Below are 18,764 nucleotides of genomic sequence, written 5' to 3' on the forward strand. Positions count from 1 at the left end.
CGGCCATGTCGATCTCGTTGTCGAAGTGGCCGATGTTGCCCACGATCGCCTGGTGCTTCATCTTGGCCATGTCCGAGGCCATGATGATGTCCTTGTTGCCCGTGGTGGTGATGAAGATGTCGGCCGTCTCGACGACCTCGTCCAGCGTGGTGACCTGGTAGCCGTCCATCGCCGCCTGCAGCGCGCAGATCGGGTCGATCTCGGTGACGATGACCCGGGCGCCCTGGCCGCGCAGCGACTCGGCGCAGCCCTTGCCGACGTCGCCGTAGCCGCAGACGACGGCGGTCTTGCCGCCGATGAGGACGTCGGTGGCGCGGTTGATGCCGTCGATGAGGGAGTGGCGGCAGCCGTACTTGTTGTCGAACTTCGACTTGGTGACGGCGTCGTTCACGTTGATGGCCGGGAACAGCAGCGTGCCCTCGGACATCATCTCGTACAGGCGGTGCACGCCCGTGGTGGTCTCCTCGGTGACACCGCGGATGTCGGACGCGAGCTGCGTCCACTTCTGCGGGGCCTCCGCCAGGGTGCGGTTGAGGAGGGTGAGGATGTGGCCGTACTCCTCCGAGTCCGCGGTGGACGGGTCCGGGGCGGAGCCGGCCTTCTCGAACTCGACGCCCTTGTGGACGAGGAGGGTCGCGTCACCACCGTCGTCGAGGATCATGTTCGGGCCGCCGGTGGGGGTGTTCGGCCAGGTCAGCGCCTGCTCCGTGCACCACCAGTACTCCTCCAGCGTCTCGCCCTTCCAGGCGAAGACCGGGACGCCCTGCGGGTTCTCCGGGGTGCCGTTCGGGCCGACGGCGATGGCGGCGGCCGCGTGGTCCTGGGTGGAGAAGATGTTGCAGGAGGCCCAGCGGACCTCGGCGCCGAGCGCGACCAGGGTCTCGATGAGGACGGCCGTCTGGACGGTCATGTGCAGCGAGCCGGTGATGCGGGCGCCGGCGAGGGGCTGGGCGGCGGCGTACTCGCGGCGGATCGACATCAGGCCCGGCATCTCGTGCTCGGCCAGGGTGATCTCCTTGCGGCCGAAAGCGGCAAGGGAAAGGTCTGCGACCTTGAAGTCCATGGGTGCTGCTCCTCATGGTTCGAGAGTGGGTACGGCTGAGCCGCGCATCGCCGTCCGGCGGTGCAGCGAGCGCTCAGTCCGTCGGAGGCCCTCTCTCCCCTCGGCCGGTCGCTCGGACCGCCCGACCGCCATCAGCAGCGACGCCTGACACTGATGACGAATCTACACCGATCAGCGGAGCGGGCCCCAGTGGGTCGCGGGAAGAAGTCCCGCCCGGCCGCGGGCCGCCGCCCTGCGGCCGGGCTTCGCAGCCGGGGCCCGGCACTCCCAGCTCCGCCGGCGCTTGAGGCGCGGGGCCTGGGGCAGCGCCCCGGCACCCCGAGCCCGTCGGCTTTCGCAGCCGGGGGTCGGGCACATCCAGCCCCGCCGGCGAGGCTGGATTTGCCCCCGGGTCGGCTTCGGTCAGGAGGCGGCGGGGGTGTGGTCGGACTTGTAGATGTCCGGTTCGAGGTAGATCACGCGGGCGATCGGGACCGCGGTGCGGATGCGGGCCTCGGCGGCGTTGATGGCGTTGGCGACCTCGGCCGCGGTGTCGTCGTGCTGGACGGCGATCTTGGCCGCGACGAGGAGCTCCTCCGGGCCCAGGTGCAGGGTCCGCATGTGGATGACGCGGGTGACGGTGTCCCCGTCCACCAGCGCGGCGCTGATCTTTGCGACCTCCTCCGGCCCGGCGGCCTCGCCCAGGAGGAGGGACTTCGTCTCGGCGGCCAGGACGATCGCGATGAGGATCAGGAGCGTGCCGATGGCCACGGTGCCGATGCCGTCCCACACGCCGTTGCCGGTGAGCAGCGCGAGGCCGACGCCGACGAGGGCGAGGACGAGGCCGATGAGGGCGCCGGCGTCCTCCAGGAGGACCACCGGCAGCTCGGGTGCCTTGGCCCGCTTGATGAACTGCCCCCACGACAGCCCGCCGCGCAGCTCGTTCGACTCCTTGATGGCCGTCTTGAACGAGAAGCCCTCCGCGATGACCGCGAAGACCAGGACGCCGACGGGCCAGTACCAGGCCTCGATCGCGTGCGGGTGCTTGATCTTCTCGTAGCCCTCGTACAGGGCGAACATGCCACCGACCGTGAAGAGCACGATGGAGACGAGGAAGGCGTAGATGTAGCGTTCCCGCCCGTACCCGAAGGGGTGTTGCGGCGTCGCCTCGCGCTGGGCCTTCTTGCCGCCGAGCAGCAGCAGCCCCTGGTTCCCGGAGTCGGCCAGCGAGTGGACGCTTTCCGCGAGCATCGACGACGAGCCGCTGAAGACGAAGGCCACGAACTTGGCTGCAGCGATGGCGAGGTTGGCGGCGAGTGCCGCCACGATCGCCCTGGTTCCGCCCGACGCGCTCATGGGTGGTGGGTGTCCCTTCGTCCTCGGTACGGCTCTCCCCGGCCGGGGCACCGTGCTACGGCCGCACATTCTTGCAGCCGCCGCCGGCGGGCCCGCCGTCAGACGACGACGGTGGCCCGGAAGACGGTGCCGGCCCCGGAGAGTTCGACGGTCTCGGCCGCCGGTACGAAGACGGATTCGCCGGGCGCCAGGATCGTTTCGCCCGCCTTCGGGCGGCCCGTGGTGCACAGCAGGATCTGCGGGGCGCCGGCGGGCAGGGTGCGCGGGGCGGCTCCGTCGGCGAGGGCGAAGCGGGAGAGCCGGAATTCGTCGATGGGGGACTCGTAGACCTCCTCGCCGTCGCCCTCGGGGCGCAGGATCGCGGGATCGCCGTAGTCGAAGCGGACGATCCGCAGCAGCTCGGGCACGTCCACGTGTTTGGGGGTGAGGCCGGCGCGCAGCACGTTGTCGGAGTTGGCGAGCAGTTCGACGCCGAGGCCGTCGAGGTAGGCGTGCGGGACGCCGGCGCCGAGGAACATCGCCTCGCCGGGCTGGAGCCGTACGTGGTTGAGGAGCATGGCGGCGATGACGCCGGGGTCGCCCGGGAAGTGGTGGACGAGGGTCGCGTACGGGGTGTACGGGCCGCCGAGCCGGTCGGCGGCGGCCGCGGTCTCGGCGACGGTGCGGGCCATCTCGCTGCGGTCGGCGGTCAGTACGGCGGTGAGCATCTCGCGCAGGGCCGCGTCCTCGGGGTGGGCCCGCAGCAGGTCCACGTACGGCTTGAGGGAGTCGACCTCGAGGCCGGCGAGGAGTTCGGCGGCCTCCTGCGGCGGGCGGAAGCCGCACAGGCCGTCGAAGGGGGTGAGCGCGCAGATCATCTCGGGCTTGTGGTTGGGGTCCTTGTAGTTGCGGTGGGGGGCGTCGAGGGGGATGCCGCGGCGTTCCTCGTCGGCGTAGCCGGCGCGGGCCTGGTCCAGGTCGGGGTGGACCTGGAGGGAGAGCGGGGCGCCGGCGGCGAGGATCTTGAAGAGGAAGGGCAGGCGGGGGCCGAACCGGGCGACGGCGGCGGCCCCGAGCTCGCGCTCGGGGTCGGCGGCGATGACGTCCGCGAGGCTGGTCGGGCCGGCGCCGCGGTCGATGCGGGAGGGGGCGCCGGGGTGGGCGCCCATCCACAGTTCGGCCTGGGGTTCGCCGGTGGGCGCGATGCCGAGCAGCCCGGGGATCGCGGTGGTGGATCCCCAGGCGTAGGGGCGGATCGTGTTGGTCAGGCGGTCCATCTTCGTCCGTCTTCCTGGATGAAGGGCCGGCACGGTGGCGTGCTCAGCCGTGTCCCCCGCTGGCCAGAGCCAGGTATGCGGTGGCGAAATCCGTGACGGCGAGGAGCTCGGCGAGCTGTTCGAGGTCGCTGCCCTCCTCGGGTTCGAGCTCGCTGATGGCCGTGTCGTGGCTGAGGGCGAGTTCGCGGGCGGCGGGGGCGGCGGTGAGGCCGCCGGTGGGCCGGTCGCGCAGCAGGACCACGCGGGCGCGCAGGGCCTGGGGCTCCTCGACCCGGTCACGGAAGAAGTCGTCGGGGTCGGCGCCGGCCGCGAAGGAGCCGGCGAGCAGGACGCCGTGCCGGGGCAGGGCCTCGGGGAGGTCGGCGGCCAGGGCGGGGCGGCCGGCGAGCTCGGCGAGGGTGGCGGCGAAACGGCGGCCGGCGGGGCCGGCGCCGGCGCCCTCGCTCCAGATGAGCGGGAGGGAGTCGGCGAGCTCGGCGGCGAGGGTCTTGGCGGGGTTGGAGTAGGTGGCGATGGCCGGTCCGCAGCGTTCGGCGGTGCGGTCGAGGCGGTCGGCGACGCGCTGGAGGGTTTCGGGGGCGGCGTCGATGAGGCCGACTTTGTCGAGGAGCAGCAGGAGCGGGGTGAGCAGGGCCCACAGGGCGCCGGGTCCCGCGGCGGCGGATTCGTCGTACTCCTGGTACGGGGCCTTGGCCATCGGTACGAGGAGCCCGTGCGCGCCGTCGACGGCCTCGCTGAGGGGGGAGCGTTCGGGGGCCACGGCGACGACGGTGCAGCCGCGCCGGTAGGCCTGCTCGGCGAGGAGGGAGAGGCCGGGTTCGGTGCCGTCGGTGGTGGCGAGGAGGAGCAGGTCGACGGGGCCGGCCCAGCCGGGCAGGGTCCAGCGCAGGGCGCCCGCGGCGTGGGCGACGCCGGTGGGGTGCAGGCGGGTGACCGGGGCGGAGGCGCCGGCGAGGGCGCCGAGCAGGTCGGCGACGCCGGTGGCGGCGGTGCCGGGGCCGGCGATGAGCACGGCGCGGGGCCGGCCGTCGGGGCGCAGTTCGCCGAGGCCGGCCTCGGAGGAGTGCCTGGCGGCGGTGCGGACTCTGGCGCCGGCCTCGGCGGCGCCGCGGAGCAGGCCGCGGCGGTCGGCGCGGGCGAGCTCTTCCGGTGCGTCGAGGAGCGTCTCGTCGAGCATGGCGGCCTCCGGCTGGGTCAGAAGGGCGGGCGACTCGGTTGCCTTGTGCCTGCGGCGCGTCGGCATCAGTTGTACCCGGTGTTCCGGTGGGCATCCGGCGTTCCGGTGGGCCCGTGGGCGGGTGTGTCCCGGCGGACCGTGGCCCGGGGGTACCCGGTGTCCCCGTGAGCCCCGGGGCACCTGGTGTCCCGCGGGCCCGGAGGCCCCGGAGTACCTCCGGTGTCCCGGCGGCCCCATGGGCACCCGGTGGTCCCTGGCGCCCGGTGTCCCGGTGGGTCCGTGGCGCCCGGTTCCCGTGGGCCCGGTGGGCCCTGGGCACCCGGTGTCCCGCTGGATCCGGTGGGCACCCGGTGGTCCGTGGGCACCCGGTGGTCCGTGGGCACCCGGTGGTCCATGGGCCACCCGGTGCCCCCTGAGCCGGTGGGCTGGGGCCCGGTGAGCGATGGGTCCCGTTGGCGGTGGTGGGGCGGGTCGGGTGGCTGCCGTGGGGTACGGCGGCCTCCCGGGCCGGGGCAGGCGGGTCAGGCGGGGCGGCGGGCCTCGTCCACGAGGAGGACCGGGATGCCGTCGCGGACCGGGTAGGCGAGGCCGCAGTCCTGACCGGTGCAGATCAGCTCGGGAGCCGTCTCGTCGGCCGACTTGTCCTCGAGGGGCGAGTGGCAGGCGGGGCAGGCGAGGATCTCCAGAAGGCCGGCTTCGAGCGGCATGGGGGCTTCCCTTCGAACATGCGGATTGGGCGAGGTCAGCGTACCGCCGGGCCGCGTCTCGCGCGGCCCGGCGACAGGGCGCGTTACGCCTTGACTAGGCGCGGACCAGTGCGAGGACCTCGTCGCGGACCTGGGCGAGGGTCCGGGGGTCGCGGGCCTCGACGTTGAGGCGCAGCAGCGGCTCGGTGTTGGAGGCGCGCAGGTTGAACCACCAGTCGGCGGAGGTGGCGGTGAGGCCGTCCAGTTCGTCGAGGGTGATGCCCTCCCGGGAGCCGTACGCGGCCTTGACTGCGGTGATGCGGGCGGCCTGGTCGGCGACGGTGGAGTTGATCTCGCCGGAGCCGGCGTAGCGGTCGTAGGAGGCCACGAGCTCGGAGAGGGTGCCGTCCTGGCCGCCGAGGGCGGCGAGGACGTGGAGCGCGGCGAGCATGCCGGTGTCCGCGTTCCAGAAGTCCTTGAAGTAGTAGTGCGCGGAGTGCTCGCCGCCGAAGATGGCGCCGGAGCGGGCCATCTCCTCCTTGATGAAGGAGTGGCCGACGCGGGTGCGCACGGGCGTGCCGCCGTGCTCGCGGACGACCTCGGGGACGGACCAGGAGGTGATCAGGTTGTGGATCACGGTGCCGGTGCCGCCGTTGCGGGCGAGTTCGCGGGCGGCGACGAGGGCGGTCACGGCGGACGGGGAGACGCCCTCGCCGCGCTCGTCGACGACGAAGCAGCGGTCGGCGTCGCCGTCGAAGGCGAGGCCGAGGTCGGCGCCCTCCGCCTTCACGCGGGCCTGGAGGTCGACGAGGTTCTTCGGGTCGAGCGGGTTGGCCTCGTGGTTGGGGAAGGTGCCGTCGAGCTCGAAGTACATCGGTACGAGCTCCAGCGGCAGGCCCTCGAAGACGGTGGGGACGGTGTGGCCGCCCATGCCGTTGCCCGCGTCCACGACGACCTTGAGCGGGCGGATCGCGCTCAGGTCCACCAGCGACTTCAGGTGCGCGGCGTACCCGGCGAGGGTGTCCTTCCCGCTGACGGTGCCGGGGACGGTCCCGGCGGGGGCGGCCGGGGCGCCGCCCAGGTCGGACCAGGTCTCGACGAGCTCGCGGATCGCCGCCAGGCCCGTGTCCTGGCCGACGGGGGCCGCGCCGGCCCGGCAGAGCTTGATGCCGTTGTACTGCGCCGGGTTGTGCGAGGCGGTGAACATCGCGCCGGGCAGGTCGAGGATGCCGGAGGCGTAGTACAGCTGGTCGGTGGAGCACAGGCCGATCAGGGTGACGTCCGAGCCGCGGGCGGCGGCGCCGCGCGCGAAGGCGTCCGACAGGGCGGGCGAGGAGGGCCGCATGTCGTGGCCGACGACGATGGCGGTGGCGCCGGTGATCTCGACGAAAGCGGCCCCGAACAGTTCGGCCAGCGACTCGTCCCACTCGTCCGGCACGACGCCCCGTACGTCGTACGCCTTGACGATGTTCGAAAGATCTGCGGCCACTGCCTGCCCTCCTGAAGCTCCTGTGCGGTGGAGCCAACCTACAGGGCAGGCGGAAGCGCCCTTCAGGCCGTCAGGCCGGGGTCAGGCGGTCAGCCTGGTCAGGAGGTCAGGAGTCGGGCGAGCGCAGGACGCGCAGGTGCCCGCGCCGGGTCTCGCCGCCGGGCCGCTGGCCGCTCGGGGCGGATCCGCCGGCCTCGGCCGCGCGGTCGTGCGGCCGGGCGGCCTCCCGTACGGCATTGGCCAGGGCTTCGAGGTCGTCGCCGCTGGGGCGCGAGGGCGCCGACCCATCGGTCAGGCGCACGACCTCCCAGCCGCGCGGGGCGGTCAGGCGCTCGGAGTGCTCGGCGCATAGGTCGTAGCAGTGGGGTTCGGCGTACGTGGCGAGCGGGCCGAGGACTGCGGTCGAATCGGCGTAGACGTACGTCAGTGTCGCGACGGCAGGGCGGCCGCACGCAGTGCGCGAACAGCGACGTACAAGGCTCACGACGTTGGACGGTACCGCACTCTTGACCGGGCCGCGACGACTCTCCCGCAGGTCACTCCCCCGTGTCGCCCCGGCGACGGGGCCCGGCAGGTCCGGAAAGGCCCCGGTCGGAGCCTGTTCGAGGGCTACCCTGCGGGGGTGACCGACAGTCCTCCGCCGCCTCCTTCCTCGCTCCCGCCGCCGCCCGCGGCGCCGCCCGCCGGTCCGCCCGCCGGCCCCCCGGCCGAGCCCCGGCCCCGCCGGCGCGACCGGCACGGGCGCGGGATGCGGGGGCCGATCGCCCCGCCGCAGGTGCCGCTGGCGGCGAGCCGGGCGGAGCTCTTCGGCGATCTCGTACGGGAGTCCGTGGAGCGGCTGGAGCGGCGCTGGCCGCAGCTGGCGGAGGTGGAGTTCCTGGTCCAGGACGTACCGGGGCCGCCGGGCGGCCCGGATGCCGGGTGGAACGACGAGGCGGTGCCGCTCGGGGCGCTGTCGGAGGCGGCGGGGCCCGGGCGGCCGGCGCGGATCGTGGTCTTCCGCCGGCCGGTGGAGATCCGGACGAAGACCCGGGACGAGAAGGCGCTGCTCGTCCACGAGATCGTGGTGGAGCAGGTCGCGGAGCTGCTGGGGCTGTCCCCGGAGACGGTGGACCCGCGCTACGGGCAGGACTGACCGGCTCCGGGGAGCGGAGGACCCGAGCCGGAGCCGGCCGGAGGGCCCCGCCTAGCGGGTGAGGACCGTCAGGTCCTGGACCGCCCGCGGGACCGGCACGTTCGCGTGGTCGTCCGACAGCGTCTGCACGGTGAACATCGGGATGCCCTCGTGCGGCAGCGTCAGGGTCCGGGCCGCGTGGACCGGGCCGCCGGAGAGGGTCTCGACCGTCAGCGCGTACGCGCCCTTGGCGCCGGCCGGGGCCAGGGCCACGAGCTGCGTGGTGCCCGCCTTGACGGTGACCTCCTTCGACGCCGCCTCACCCGCCTCGGTGCCCGGCGAGGCCGTCACCTTCACCTTCGCGTCGGCGCCCACGGCGGTCAGGGACAGCACGGTCGCGTTCTCGTCGGCCCGGTCGTCGGCGACGGTCGCCCGCGGCCCGACGGGGCCGGACGCGGCGATGAAGCCGAGCTCCTGCTTGGCGCCGGTGCCGCGGACCACGTGCAGCGCGGCCACCACCGGGACGGGCTTCTTCTTGTCGGCCGGGGCCAGCACCAGCGAGCCCGCCTCGCCGCGGGTCACGTCCTTGAGGTCGAGGGTGGCCGTCATGCCCGCCTTGACGTGCAGCTGCTCGTTGCCGGCCGGGCTGATGGAGCCGTTCGGCCCGGCCAGCTTCACGGTCAGGTCGGCGTCCTCCTCGCCGGGGGCGAAGGCCACCAGCCGTACGGAGGCGGCGTCGGCCGGGATCCCGGGCAGGACGAGCGAGCCGGCCGGGTCGGCGGAGGCGGGCAGCCAGTCCGCGCCGACGCCCTCCTCGCCGACCTGCACCGAGGCGCCGACGCGGCCCGCGCGGGTGGTCACGTGCGCGGCGACGTCCGCGAGCTGCGCGCCGGGGGTGAGGGAGGCCAGCGAGACCGCCTTGGTGGAGCGGGGGTCGATCCGGATGTTCTCGCCGGTGCCCGCCTCGGACTTCACCGCGCCGTCCGGGCCGAACAGCTTGATGTCGATCACGGCGGCGGTGTCGTCGGGGTTGGTGAGGTGCACGTAATCCTCGCGCCCCTTGGCGGTGCTCGCGCCGGGGAACCAGAAGTCGGTGCCGGGCGCGGTGCAGCCGACGCCGAGCAGGCCGCGCGCCCGACCCACGGAGACCTTGGTGGTCTGCTGGGCGGTCCAGCCGGGGGCGAGGATCCCGTCGGCGGTGCCGGCGAGGCCCGGGGCCTCGGCTCCGGAGGCGCTCGCGCCGGCGGGCTTGCCGCGCTCCTTGAGCTCCAGGACGGGCTTGGCCTCCTTGGTCGCGCCGAGGAGGCGGGCGGTGCCCTTGCCGCCCCCGGCGGCGCCGGGGGTGATAGCCGTGTACGTGGTCTCGGCGATGTCGGAGGAGCTGGGCGCCGGGCAGACCAGCGCGGACCGCTCGACCGGCATCCGGGCCGCGGCCGCCTTCCCGGCGTCGGCGGCCGGGGCGGCGGGCGCGGTCAGGTGGGCGATGCCGGCCGCTGCGGCCAGGGCTGCGGCGACCGCCGCGAGCGTCAGGGGTGCGCGCTGCTTCACTGCTGGGGGCTCCCGTCGGGACGCGGGTCGTGCTGCTGTCCGTAGGTCCCGTACGGCTGCTGGTCGTACGGGTAGGGATACGGCTGGTGGGGCTCGTGGGGCTGTTGGGGCTGCGGGTAGGCCTGCTGGTCGTGCGCGTACGGGTACTGCCCGGGGTCGGCGGCCTGCGCGGGGACGTACGGCTGGGCGGCGGGCCGGCCGTAGGCGTCGTAGCCCTGGCCGCCCTGGCCCTGCTCGCCGTACGCCGGGTCGCCGTACGCCGGGTCGCCGTACCCGGGGTAGCCGTCCTGGTACGCGTACGCCTCGTCCCCGTACGACGGCTGCGCCGGGATCCCCGCGTACGGATCGGCCACGGCCCCCGCGCCTTCGGCGGCAGCGGCGGCGGCCGGGGCGGCGGAGCCGGCATCGGCGCGCAGCCTGCGGGCCCGGCGGCCCTCGCCGGCCCCGTCGGCGCCGGGCCCGTCGGCGGCCGAGGCCTCCTCCTCCGGCAGGTCGTCGTCGAGGCGGGCGCGGCGGCCGGGCAGGGCCATCACGAGCAGGACCAGCGCGAGGGCGCCCTGGGCCCAGTGCCAGGCGGTGCGGGGCAGGGAGTCCTCGTGGACCAGGTCGAGGCGGCCGCCGGCGGCGGGCAGTTCGAAGCCCTGCGCCCAGCCGTCGAGGGTCTTGGCCTTCAGCGGCTTCCCGTCGAGGGTGGCCTTCCAGCCGGGCGCGGCGCGGTCGGCGATGCGCAGGGTGCGGCCCGCCTCGCCGGCCGGGATCTTGGTGTGGGCCTCGACGGGGCCGGAGGCGACCGGCAGGGGTGCCTCGCCGGTCTTGCCGGAGAGGATGACGGCGCGGGCGACCTGGCGGTCCACGCGCCACAGGGCGCTTCCGTCGAGCTGGCTCATCCGGCTGAGGCCGGGGGTGGCGTCGAGGACGCGGTGCATCTGCTGCGGGGCGCCGTCGCGGACCAGGATGTAGCGGATCGCGAAGCCGCTGAGCTGGTCGGTCTGGTCGGCCCCGGAGCCGGCGACGAGGCTGGAGACGACCTTGTCGAGCCGGGGGCTGCTGCCGGCCTCGGCGGCGAGCTCGGCGTCGCCGAGGCCGGCGCCGGAGCCGCGCACCAGGGCGTAGGAGACGGTGGCGGGCGAGGTGCCGCCGAGGACGAGGGTGCGGGCCTGGTCTCGGGTGCCGCCCTCCTCGGCGACGAACGCGGGCACCTGGACGGGGTCGCGCCGCTGGAGCGGTCCGGCGGCGCCGCCGATCATCCAGCCGGCCGCGCCGAGCAGCGGGCCGGCGGCGGCCGCGAGGGCGATCAGGGCGGCCACGGGCTGGCGCCAGCCGAAGCTGCTGGCGGCGACGCGCTCCTTGGCCCCGTCGGCGCCGATCGCGGCGGCGGCGAGCAGGGCGAGCCCGTACACGAGGGTGGCGGGCCCGGCCCAGCCGGTGCGGTTCAGGACGACGGCCAGGGCGAGGGCGGCGAGGGCCGCGGCCCAGGCGGTGCGGACGGCGGCCTGCCGCTCGGCGCGCACCAGGGCGGCGAGGGCGGCGAGGACGATGCCGAGGAGCAGCAGCCCGCCGGGGGCCTTGGGGCCGCCGGGGCTCAGGCCGAGGAGGTCCAGGGCGGTGGCGGAGCCGGCCCCGTAGGGCAGTCCGGCCTCGTCGAGGAGCCGGCCGGGGTGCAGGAGCAGTCCCGGCGCCCAGGGGGCGAGGACGAGGAGGGGGACGGCGAGGGCGGCGAGCAGCCGCGGCCCGTAGGCCTTCCACGCGGCGCGGCGCCGTACGAGCGCGGCGGCTCCGAGGACGGCGCCGAGCACCCACACGACGGGGGTGAAGGCGGTGGCCAGGGTCACCAGGAGGGTGTACGTCCACACCGCGCGCCAGGTGCCGCGCTGCTCGGGGGTGCCCTCGGGGCCGCCTGCGAGACCGCAGGCGGCGACGGCGGAGCGGGCCAGCAGCGGCAGCAGGATCGCGAGGACGGCGGTGCCGAGGCGGCCGCCGGCGAGGGCTCCGGTGACGGCGGGCAGGAAGGCGTAGGCGACGGCTGCCCAGGCGCGCAGCAGCCGGGACTCCACCAGCGGCCGGGAGGCGAAGTAGGCGGTGAGTCCGGCGAGCGGGACGGAGCAGACGAGGAGCAGGGTCAGGGCAGCGGCGGTGGAGCCGAACAGGAGGGTGGACAGGGCGCCGAGGACGGCGAGGTAGGGCGGGGCGGCGGCGGTGGAGCCGGTGCCGACGGGCTGCCAGTCCTCGGTGTAGCGGCGCCACAGGTCGAGTCCGCTGTCGGGGGCGGGCAGCAGGGCGCCGCCCATGAGGGAGCCTGTGCCGAGCAGACCGCGGCAGGCGATGACGGAGACCAGCAGGAGGAGGGCGAACAGGACGGGCGCGGGGTTGCGGGCGATCCGCTTCAGGCGGGCGAACTGCTCGATCTCGAGGTAGTCGGCGTCGTCGCCGCCGGGGCCGGATTCGACGGCTCCGCCGTGCCGGCCGAGGGCGGGGCCGTCGGTGTCGCGGCCGCTGCCGACGTACCCGGCGAGCTGTTCGGCGCCGGCGCGCAGGGTGGCTCCGGGCGGCGGGAAGAGGGGGCGCAGTTCCTTGGCGGGGACGGCGGGGCGGCCGCGGCGGCGGCGCGCGGCGAGGATGCGTTCGGGGCGCAGCAGGGTGGCGAGGAGGCCGGTGATCTCGTCGACGGCCTGGCCGGGGGCCTTGCCGACGAGGTAGCCGAGGGTGCGCAGCACGGTGCCGAGGAGGAGGCGCACCAGGACGTACGGCAGGGCGGGGCCGGAGGTGTTGGCGAGCATCGTGTAGACGGCGCCGGCCTTGTCCACGCGGTGCGGGCCGACGGCCGTGCGGCCGGCGCAGTCGACGGTGCGGCGTTCGCGGGCGGCGGCCTCGGCGTGGCGCAGGACGGCGTCGGGGGCGACGAGGACGGTGTGGCCGGCGCTCTGGGCGCGCCAGCACAGGTCGACGTCGTCGCGCATGAGGGGCAGGCGGCGGTCGAAGCCGCCGAGGGCGTCGTAGACGTCGCGGCGCACGAGCATGCCGGCGGTGGAGACGGACAGGACGCCGCGGACCTGGTCGTGTTGGCCCTGGTCCTGTTCGCGGCGGTCGAGGCCGGTCCAGCGGCGGCCGCTGCGGGCGATGGTGACGCCGGCTTCGAGGAGCTGCTTGTCGTCGTACCAGCCGCGCAGCTTGGGGCCGATGACGGCGGCGTCGGGGTTTTCCTCGGCGACGCGCAGGAGTTCGGTGAGGGCGTCGGGCTCGGGGGCGCTGTCGTCGTGGAGCAGCCAGAGCCACTGGACGGGTTCGCCGTGGGGGAGTTCGGGCAGGTCGTAGGTGTCGTCGCGCCAGGTGCGGCTGACGGGGTCCCAGCCGCTGGGGCGCTTGAGGTAGGGGAGGTCCTCGGGGGTGGGGGTGCCGGCGCTGCGGGCGGCTTCGTCGACGGCGGCGCCGAAGCCGGTGCGGCGGGCGAGGTGCAGGACGCGGTCGTCGCCGAGGGCCTCGGCGAGCAGGCGCGCGGAGTCGTCGGCGCTGCCGGTGTCGGCGGCGACGTGGTTCTGCGCGGGGCGTTCCTGGCCGAGGAGGCCGGCGAGGGTCCGGGGCAGCCAGCGGGCGCCGTCGTGGGCGACGAGGACCGCGGTGACGACGTGCCGGGGGAACTCAGGGGTGGCGGCAGCCTGGTAGGAGGCCGTCGACTGGCTGTGCAGGGACATCGCTCTACTGGCCCTCCGGCCTGGGGGTCCCCTCCGGGCCGTGCCGGGGGGAGGGGTCCGGGGGTGGTGTGCCCTCGGAGGCTGCTGGACAGCGCCCCACACTAACGGCTGGGAACACGCCGGTCCGCCTCCTGCGGGGAAGGTGCAGGAGGCGGACCGTGTGTGTGCTTGTGGAGTTGTGCGGAGTGCTCGTGCGCGGTGTCGGACGCGGTGTCCGCTCGCATCGCGCCGGCGGCTGCCGGCCGGGTCAGACGGCGGCCTTTTTCAGGCGGCGGCGCTCGCGCTCGGACAGGCCGCCCCAGATGCCGAAGCGCTCGTCGTTGGCGAGGGCGTATTCGAGGCATTCGGAGCGGACTTCGCAGGCGAGGCAGACCTTCTTGGCCTCGCGGGTGGAGCCGCCCTTCTCGGGAAAGAAGGACTCGGGGTCGGTCTGGGCGCACAGCGCGCGCTCCTGCCATCCGAGCTCTTCGTCCGCTTCCTCGACCAGCAGTTCCTGAAACAGCTCGGTCATGTGCGCCCCTCGCTCTGTCTGTGCATCCCCGTGGTGGTGTCGTCACTCATCGCTACGTAACGACACGAGTGAAATTACAAGTGGGGGGCTCCGAAGCAGTCAAGCCGGGATCTGCTATTGGGGCCCTTATTCACTCTGCGGAACCAAGGCTATGCAGAAAGTGTTCATATCGCCAAAAATCGTGACAGTTGCCACGGGTGCTGCCGCGGCCGCGCTCATTCGCGATCGACGCGTGGCCCGTGGGTGCGGTTGCGATCAAGCCGGAGAAGCGGCGCAGATCACATTCCGATCACGAGTTGGGTCGGCGGGTTTGAACGCTGTCGCAGTGCGACTTGCAGCCGCATCTCCCCGGTGCCGGCCTGCACAAACCTTTCTCCGACCGGGTTAACCGGATCAGGTGGAACTTTCCTCCCAAACCGGCCATTGGGTTGACAGTCCGGCCTTGCACCCGCTCTCCTTGTTCCCATGTCAGTGACCGCAGCCGCCACCCGGACCCCCATTCGTGGGTTCCTGCGCGCTGCCCAGGTTCGCTGTTGCTGTTGCTGCTGTTGATGCCTTCGGAGCCCCTCGGCTCCCCTGAGCTCCGGCCACCCCCACAGCGACCGCCGCACCACTGACACCCGTCGAGGACCCCCCACGATGAGCAACCTCACCGTCGCCGCCGCCCCCGCACACGCCGCTCCCGCGACCACGGAGAGTGACCTCCAGATCGCCGGTGACATCCTCGCCGTCCAGCACCTCCTCCAGCCCGCCCGCGAGCACCCGGCCACCGTCGCCGAGTTCGTCGGCCTCGCCCGCTCCATCGCCGAGGACCGCGCGAGCTGGCAGCACCTCGTCCGCTACGACGCCACCACCCGCTGGTACCACCGGCTGCGCACGGGCCCCGGCTACGAGGTCTGGCTGCTGAGCTGGGTCCCCGGCCAGGGCAGCGGCCAGCACGACCACGGCGCCTCCTCCGGCGTCCTGACCGTCCTCGAAGGCGAGCTCACCGAGCACAGCCCGCGCGGCCCGCTCACCCTGGGCGCCGGCTCCCAGCGCGTCTTCGCCCCCGGCTACGCCCACGAGGTCGTCAACGACACCCTCGACGGGGCGGTCAGCCTGCACGTGTACTTCCCCGGCCTGACCGAGATGCCGATGCACAACTGCTCCCCGGCCCGCACCGAGGCCGTCTCGGTCTGAACCGCACCCGCCTGACACCAGCCTGCGGCTGACAGTCCACCCGTCGCCCGACCACCACCCCTCATACGACAGCCTGCGGCTGACAGTCCCACCCGTCGCCCGACCACCACCCCCCATACGACAGCCTGCGGCTGACAGACTGTCTGCATGCGCATTGTTGTTCTGGCCGGCGGCATCGGCGGCGCCCGTTTCCTGCGCGGACTGAAGTCCGCGGCTCCCGACGCGGACATCACCGTCATCGGCAACACCGGTGACGACATCCACCTGTTCGGGCTGAAGGTGTGTCCCGACCTCGACACCGTGATGTACACCCTCGGCGGCGGCATCAACGAGGACCAGGGATGGGGGCGTGCCGAGGAGTCCTTCACCGTCAAGGAGGAACTCGCGGCGTACGGGGTCGGACCCACCTGGTTCGGCCTCGGCGACCGCGACTTCGCCACCCACATCGTCCGTACCCAGATGCTCGGCGCCGGCTACCCGCTGAGCGCCGTCACCGAGGCCCTGTGCGACCGCTGGCAGCCCGGCGTGCGGCTGCTGCCCATGTCCGACGACCGCGTCGAGACCCACGTCGCGATCACCGACTCCGGCACCGGCGAACGCCGCGTCGTCCACTTCCAGGAGTACTGGGTCCGGCTGCGGGCCTCCGTCGACGCCGAGGCCGTCGTACCCGTCGGCGCCGAACAGGCCAAGCCCGCGCCCGGCGTGCTCGAAGCCGTCGCCGCGGCCGACGTCATCCTCTTCCCGCCGTCCAACCCCGTCGTCTCCGTCGGCACGATCCTGGCCGTGCCCGGCATCCGCGAGGCCATCGCCTCCGCCGCGGCCCCGGTCGTCGGCCTCTCCCCCATCGTCGGCGGCGCCCCCGTGCGCGGCATGGCCGACAAGGTCCTCGCCGCCGTCGGCGTGGAGTCCACCGCCGCAGCCGTGGCCCGGCACTACGGCGCCGACCTCCTCGACGGCTGGCTCGTCGACACCGCCGACGCGGACGCCGCCGCAGAGGTCGAGGCCGCCGGGATCGCCTGCCGGGCCGTCCCGCTGATGATGACCGACCTCGAGGCGACCGCCGCCATGGCCCGTGAGGCGCTGGCCCTCGCGGAGGCCTCCCGGTGAGCGTTCCCTCGTACGAGGTACGCGCCGTCGCCGGGATCCCGGAGGTCCGCCCGGGCGACGACCTGGCCCGGATCATCTCCGACGCCGAGCCGGACCTGCGCGACGGGGACGTCCTGCTGGTCACCTCGAAGATCGTCTCCAAGGCGGAGGGCCGGATCGTACGGGCCGACTCGCGCGAGGAGGCCATAGACGCCGAGACCGTACGGGTCGTCGCGCGCCGCGGCCCGCTGCGGATCGTCGAGAACCGGCAGGGCCTCGTCATGGCCGCGGCCGGCGTCGACGCCTCCAACACCGAGCCGGGCACCGTCCTGCTGCTGCCCGAGAACCCCGACGCCTCGGCTGCCGCGATCCGCGCCCGGCTGCGGGAGCTGCGCTCGGTCGACGTCGGCGTCCTCCTCACCGACACCTTCGGACGGCCCTGGCGGGCCGGGCTGACGGACGTGGCCATCGGCTCGGCCGGCGTCCGCGTCCTGGACGATCTGCGCGGCGGCACCGACGCCCACGGCAACCCGCTCAGCGCGACCGTGGTCGCCACCGCCGACGAGCTGGCCGCCGCCGGCGACCTGGTCAAGGGCAAGGCCGCCGGGCTGCCCGTGGCGCTCGTACGGGGGCTCGGTCACCTGCTCGGCGAAGGCCCCTCGGCCGCCGAGCTGGTCCGGCCGGCCGCCGAGGACCTGTTCCGCCTCGGCACCTCCGAGGCGGTACGCGAGGCGGTGACCCAGCGCCGCACGGTACGGGCCTTCACCGACGGGCCGGTCGATCCCGGCGCGGTACGCCGGGCCGTCGCCGCGGCCGTCACCGCCCCCGCGCCGCACCACACCACGCCGTGGCGGTTCGTCCTGCTGGAATCCGCGGCCGCGCGGCAGGAGCTGCTCGACGCGATGCGGGACGCCTGGATCGAGGACCTGCGGCGCGACGGCAAGCCCGAGGAGTCCATCGCCAAGCGGATCCGGCGCGGCGACGTGCTGCGCAGCGCCCCGTACCTGGTGGTGCCGTGCATGGTCACCGACGGCGCCCACCATTACGGGCACGCGCGGCGGGACGCGGCGGAACGCGAGATGTTCGTCGTCGCCACCGGCGCCGGCGTGCAGAACTTCCTGGTCGCGCTGGCCGGGGAGGGGCTGGGCTCGGCGTGGGTGTCCTCGACGATGTTCTGCCGGGACGTGGTGCGCAAGGTGCTCGGGCTGCCGGAGGACTGGGACCCCATGGGGGCCGTGGCCGTCGGCCATCCGGCGGAGCCGCCGCGGGAGCGGCCGGAGCGGACGGCGGAGCAGTTCATCGAGGTGCGCTGAGGCCGGCCGCCCACCGGGCCGGGGTCACAGCCGGCCGATGTCGCTGCGGTACATCCGCGGTGCGCGGCGCGGGGGCGTGCGGCCCGCCAGGAGGATGAGGCGGGCCGCGCGGTGGCGCTGGCCGGCGTACGGGGCGAGCAGTTCGAGCATGGCCGCGTCGTCGGCGTCCCGGTCGCCGGCGAGGGCGTAGCCGATGATGCCGGGCAGGTGCAGGTCGCCGGTGGTGACGGCGTCCGGGTCGCCGTTGGTGCGCTGGAGGGTCTCGGAGGAGGTCCACGGTCCGATGCCGGGCACGGCCTCCAGCCGGGCGGCGGCCTGCCCGGGCGGCATCGCGGCGGCCTCCTCCAGGCGGGCCGCGACACGGGCGGCCCGGACGATGGTGGCCGACCGCTTGGCGTCGACGCCGGCCTTGTGCCAGTCCCAGGACGGGATCATGGCCCAGGTCCGGGCGTCGGGCATGACGCGCAGCCCCAGCCCGTGCGGGCCGGGAGCGGCCTCACCGTGCCACTGGACCAGGCGGCGCCAGGCCCGGTACGCCTCGTCGGAGGTGACCTTCTGCTCCAGGACGGTCGGGATCAGCGACTCCAGCACCAGGCCGGTCCGGGACATGCGCAGGCCGGGCCGGCTGCGGTGGCTGACGTGCACGAGGCGGTGGCGGGGGACGAAGGCGGCGGGGTCGTCGCCGGCCCCGAGCAGGGCCGGCAGCCCCTCCAGGATCCACTCGGCCCCCGGACCCCAGGCCTCGGCGTGCACGCGCCCGGCGGCCCGGTCGAGCGCGACGCGGAGGGTGGCTGCGCCCTGCGGTGTCCGGCTCCCCCGCCAGACGGACCCGTCGGCGGTGATCCGGAACGTGGGGTCGCCGGGCCCGCGGCGCAACGGCCCGAGCGTCAGCCCCAGGTCGAGGACCCCGTCGGGCACCCACACCCGGGCAAGCCCCGCACCGCCTCCCGGGGCCGGTCCCCCGGCACCCGCGGGCACGTCGGCCCGCCCGCCCCGCACCGCGGTACGGGAAAGAGGATCGAAGCGCCCGGCCATGACCTGAGCGTATCGCTGGGGGGGCTTGGTCCGGTGCGGGCGGGCCATCTCCCCCTCGACGGGCCGGGGGCGGGCCCGCGGCTGCCCACCCGCCACTCCGGGCGGGGCGGGGTCGGCGCTCGGCGCGATGCCAGCAGTCCGGAGGTGGACAGCGGACGGCGACCCACCGAGGGCCGGGACCTCAGCGGACGGCATCAGGGAGGGTATGGGGTTTTCCCGTCAGTCTCATCGTCCTTCCGCGTCGGGCCGGCCTGTCAAGGGCGCTCCCTTCGGTCGCGTCGCT

At 74.6% G+C, this 18,764-nt stretch carries 15 protein-coding genes; 4 read left to right on the top strand and 11 right to left on the bottom strand.

Translation table 11 applies throughout. The features are described 5' to 3' along the window. The 7 genes from ABZ924_RS34375 to ABZ924_RS34405 all read right to left on the bottom strand — a co-directional run. The coding region (locus ABZ924_RS34375; RefSeq protein ID WP_361918910.1) for an adenosylhomocysteinase at nucleotides 1-1,063 on the bottom strand (1,063 nt) is incomplete at its 3' end. Between the two features lie 402 nt (nucleotides 1,064-1,465). Beyond that, complete coding sequence (locus ABZ924_RS34380) at nucleotides 1,466-2,398, bottom strand: cation diffusion facilitator family transporter (RefSeq protein ID WP_361918913.1); 933 nt, start codon at nucleotides 2,396-2,398, stop codon at nucleotides 1,466-1,468. Nucleotides 2,399-2,496: 98 nt separating this feature from the next. Continuing rightward, the gene (gene manA / locus ABZ924_RS34385) at nucleotides 2,497-3,654 is read right to left on the bottom strand and encodes a mannose-6-phosphate isomerase, class I (RefSeq protein WP_361918916.1); all 1,158 of its coding nucleotides are present in this window, start codon (nucleotides 3,652-3,654) and stop codon (nucleotides 2,497-2,499) included. Nucleotides 3,655-3,697: 43 nt separating this feature from the next. After that, nucleotides 3,698-4,831, bottom strand: coding sequence for an SIS domain-containing protein (locus ABZ924_RS34390; protein WP_361918919.1), 1,134 nt, complete (start codon nucleotides 4,829-4,831; stop codon nucleotides 3,698-3,700). Nucleotides 4,832-5,352: 521 nt separating this feature from the next. Continuing rightward, nucleotides 5,353-5,538, bottom strand: coding sequence for a Trm112 family protein (locus ABZ924_RS34395; RefSeq protein ID WP_037797711.1), 186 nt, complete (start codon nucleotides 5,536-5,538; stop codon nucleotides 5,353-5,355). Nucleotides 5,539-5,632: 94 nt separating this feature from the next. After that, nucleotides 5,633-7,006, bottom strand: a complete 1,374-nt coding sequence (locus ABZ924_RS34400; protein WP_361918922.1) for a phosphomannomutase/phosphoglucomutase — start codon at nucleotides 7,004-7,006, stop codon at nucleotides 5,633-5,635. A gap of 106 nt (nucleotides 7,007-7,112) precedes the next feature. Next, entirely contained in the window at nucleotides 7,113-7,541 is a 429-nt protein-coding gene (locus tag ABZ924_RS34405) for a DUF3499 domain-containing protein (protein WP_361918946.1), read from the bottom strand. 213 nt (nucleotides 7,542-7,754) lie between these two features. Between ABZ924_RS34405 and ABZ924_RS34410 the strand changes: the two genes are divergently transcribed. After that, nucleotides 7,755-8,141, top strand: coding sequence for a metallopeptidase family protein (locus tag ABZ924_RS34410; protein WP_361918925.1), 387 nt, complete (start codon nucleotides 7,755-7,757; stop codon nucleotides 8,139-8,141). A 51-nt stretch (nucleotides 8,142-8,192) separates the two neighbouring features. On the opposite strand, the gene ABZ924_RS34415 is transcribed toward ABZ924_RS34410, so the two are convergent. From ABZ924_RS34415 to ABZ924_RS34425, 3 genes are all read right to left on the bottom strand, one after another. Continuing rightward, the gene (locus ABZ924_RS34415) at nucleotides 8,193-9,668 is read right to left on the bottom strand and encodes a DUF5719 family protein (protein WP_361918928.1); all 1,476 of its coding nucleotides are present in this window, start codon (nucleotides 9,666-9,668) and stop codon (nucleotides 8,193-8,195) included. Continuing rightward, complete coding sequence (locus ABZ924_RS34420) at nucleotides 9,665-13,357, bottom strand: glycosyltransferase (protein WP_361918931.1); 3,693 nt, start codon at nucleotides 13,355-13,357, stop codon at nucleotides 9,665-9,667. Before ABZ924_RS34420 ends, ABZ924_RS34415 begins: the two co-directional genes overlap by 4 nt. A 247-nt stretch (nucleotides 13,358-13,604) precedes the next feature. Then, the gene (locus ABZ924_RS34425; RefSeq protein ID WP_003983763.1) at nucleotides 13,605-13,868 is read right to left on the bottom strand and encodes a WhiB family transcriptional regulator; all 264 of its coding nucleotides are present in this window, start codon (nucleotides 13,866-13,868) and stop codon (nucleotides 13,605-13,607) included. A gap of 639 nt (nucleotides 13,869-14,507) precedes the next feature. On the opposite strand from ABZ924_RS34425, the gene ABZ924_RS34430 reads away from it, so the two are divergent. The 3 genes from ABZ924_RS34430 to ABZ924_RS34440 all read left to right on the top strand — a co-directional run bounded on the left by ABZ924_RS34430 (nucleotide 14,508) and on the right by ABZ924_RS34440 (nucleotide 17,446). Beyond that, nucleotides 14,508-15,047 carry a cysteine dioxygenase family protein gene (locus tag ABZ924_RS34430; protein WP_361918934.1) on the top strand — a complete coding sequence of 180 codons (540 nt, stop codon included), beginning with the start codon at nucleotides 14,508-14,510 and terminating at the stop codon, nucleotides 15,045-15,047. A gap of 147 nt (nucleotides 15,048-15,194) precedes the next feature. After that, nucleotides 15,195-16,154 carry a 2-phospho-L-lactate transferase gene (cofD, locus tag ABZ924_RS34435; protein ID WP_361918937.1) on the top strand — a complete coding sequence of 320 codons (960 nt, stop codon included), beginning with the start codon at nucleotides 15,195-15,197 and terminating at the stop codon, nucleotides 16,152-16,154. Continuing rightward, nucleotides 16,151-17,446: a coenzyme F420-0:L-glutamate ligase gene (locus ABZ924_RS34440; protein ID WP_361918940.1), complete on the top strand. Its 1,296-nt coding sequence runs from the start codon at nucleotides 16,151-16,153 to the stop codon at nucleotides 17,444-17,446. Before cofD ends, ABZ924_RS34440 begins: the two co-directional genes overlap by 4 nt. 24 nt (nucleotides 17,447-17,470) lie before the next feature. Here the strand turns inward: ABZ924_RS34440 and ABZ924_RS34445 are convergent, their stop codons facing one another. Further along, nucleotides 17,471-18,481 carry a DNA-3-methyladenine glycosylase 2 family protein gene (locus tag ABZ924_RS34445; protein ID WP_361918943.1) on the bottom strand — a complete coding sequence of 337 codons (1,011 nt, stop codon included), beginning with the start codon at nucleotides 18,479-18,481 and terminating at the stop codon, nucleotides 17,471-17,473. Nucleotides 18,482-18,764 lie beyond the last annotated feature (283 nt).

The organism is Streptomyces sp. NPDC046876 (assembly GCF_040645035.1).
Classification (GTDB): Bacteria; Actinomycetota; Actinomycetes; order Streptomycetales; family Streptomycetaceae; genus Streptomyces.

What these genes read in the sequence shown, in the direction of transcription:
- ABZ924_RS34445 (WP_361918943.1), bottom strand. Translation starts at nt 18,481, where the DNA reads ATGGCCGGGCGCTTCGATCCTCTTTCCCGTACCGCGGTGCGGGGCGGG.
- ABZ924_RS34390 (WP_361918919.1), bottom strand. Translation starts at nt 4,831, where the DNA reads ATGCTCGACGAGACGCTCCTCGACGCACCGGAAGAGCTCGCCCGCGCC.
- ABZ924_RS34410 (WP_361918925.1), top strand. Translation starts at nt 7,755, where the DNA reads ATGCGGGGGCCGATCGCCCCGCCGCAGGTGCCGCTGGCGGCGAGCCGG.
- ABZ924_RS34430 (WP_361918934.1), top strand. Translation starts at nt 14,508, where the DNA reads ATGAGCAACCTCACCGTCGCCGCCGCCCCCGCACACGCCGCTCCCGCG.
- ABZ924_RS34380 (WP_361918913.1), bottom strand. Translation starts at nt 2,398, where the DNA reads ATGAGCGCGTCGGGCGGAACCAGGGCGATCGTGGCGGCACTCGCCGCC.
- ABZ924_RS34425 (WP_003983763.1), bottom strand. Translation starts at nt 13,868, where the DNA reads ATGACCGAGCTGTTTCAGGAACTGCTGGTCGAGGAAGCGGACGAAGAG.
- ABZ924_RS34420 (WP_361918931.1), bottom strand. Translation starts at nt 13,357, where the DNA reads ATGTCCCTGCACAGCCAGTCGACGGCCTCCTACCAGGCTGCCGCCACC.
- ABZ924_RS34395 (WP_037797711.1), bottom strand. Translation starts at nt 5,538, where the DNA reads ATGCCGCTCGAAGCCGGCCTTCTGGAGATCCTCGCCTGCCCCGCCTGC.
- cofD (WP_361918937.1), top strand. Translation starts at nt 15,195, where the DNA reads ATGCGCATTGTTGTTCTGGCCGGCGGCATCGGCGGCGCCCGTTTCCTG.
- manA (WP_361918916.1), bottom strand. Translation starts at nt 3,654, where the DNA reads ATGGACCGCCTGACCAACACGATCCGCCCCTACGCCTGGGGATCCACC.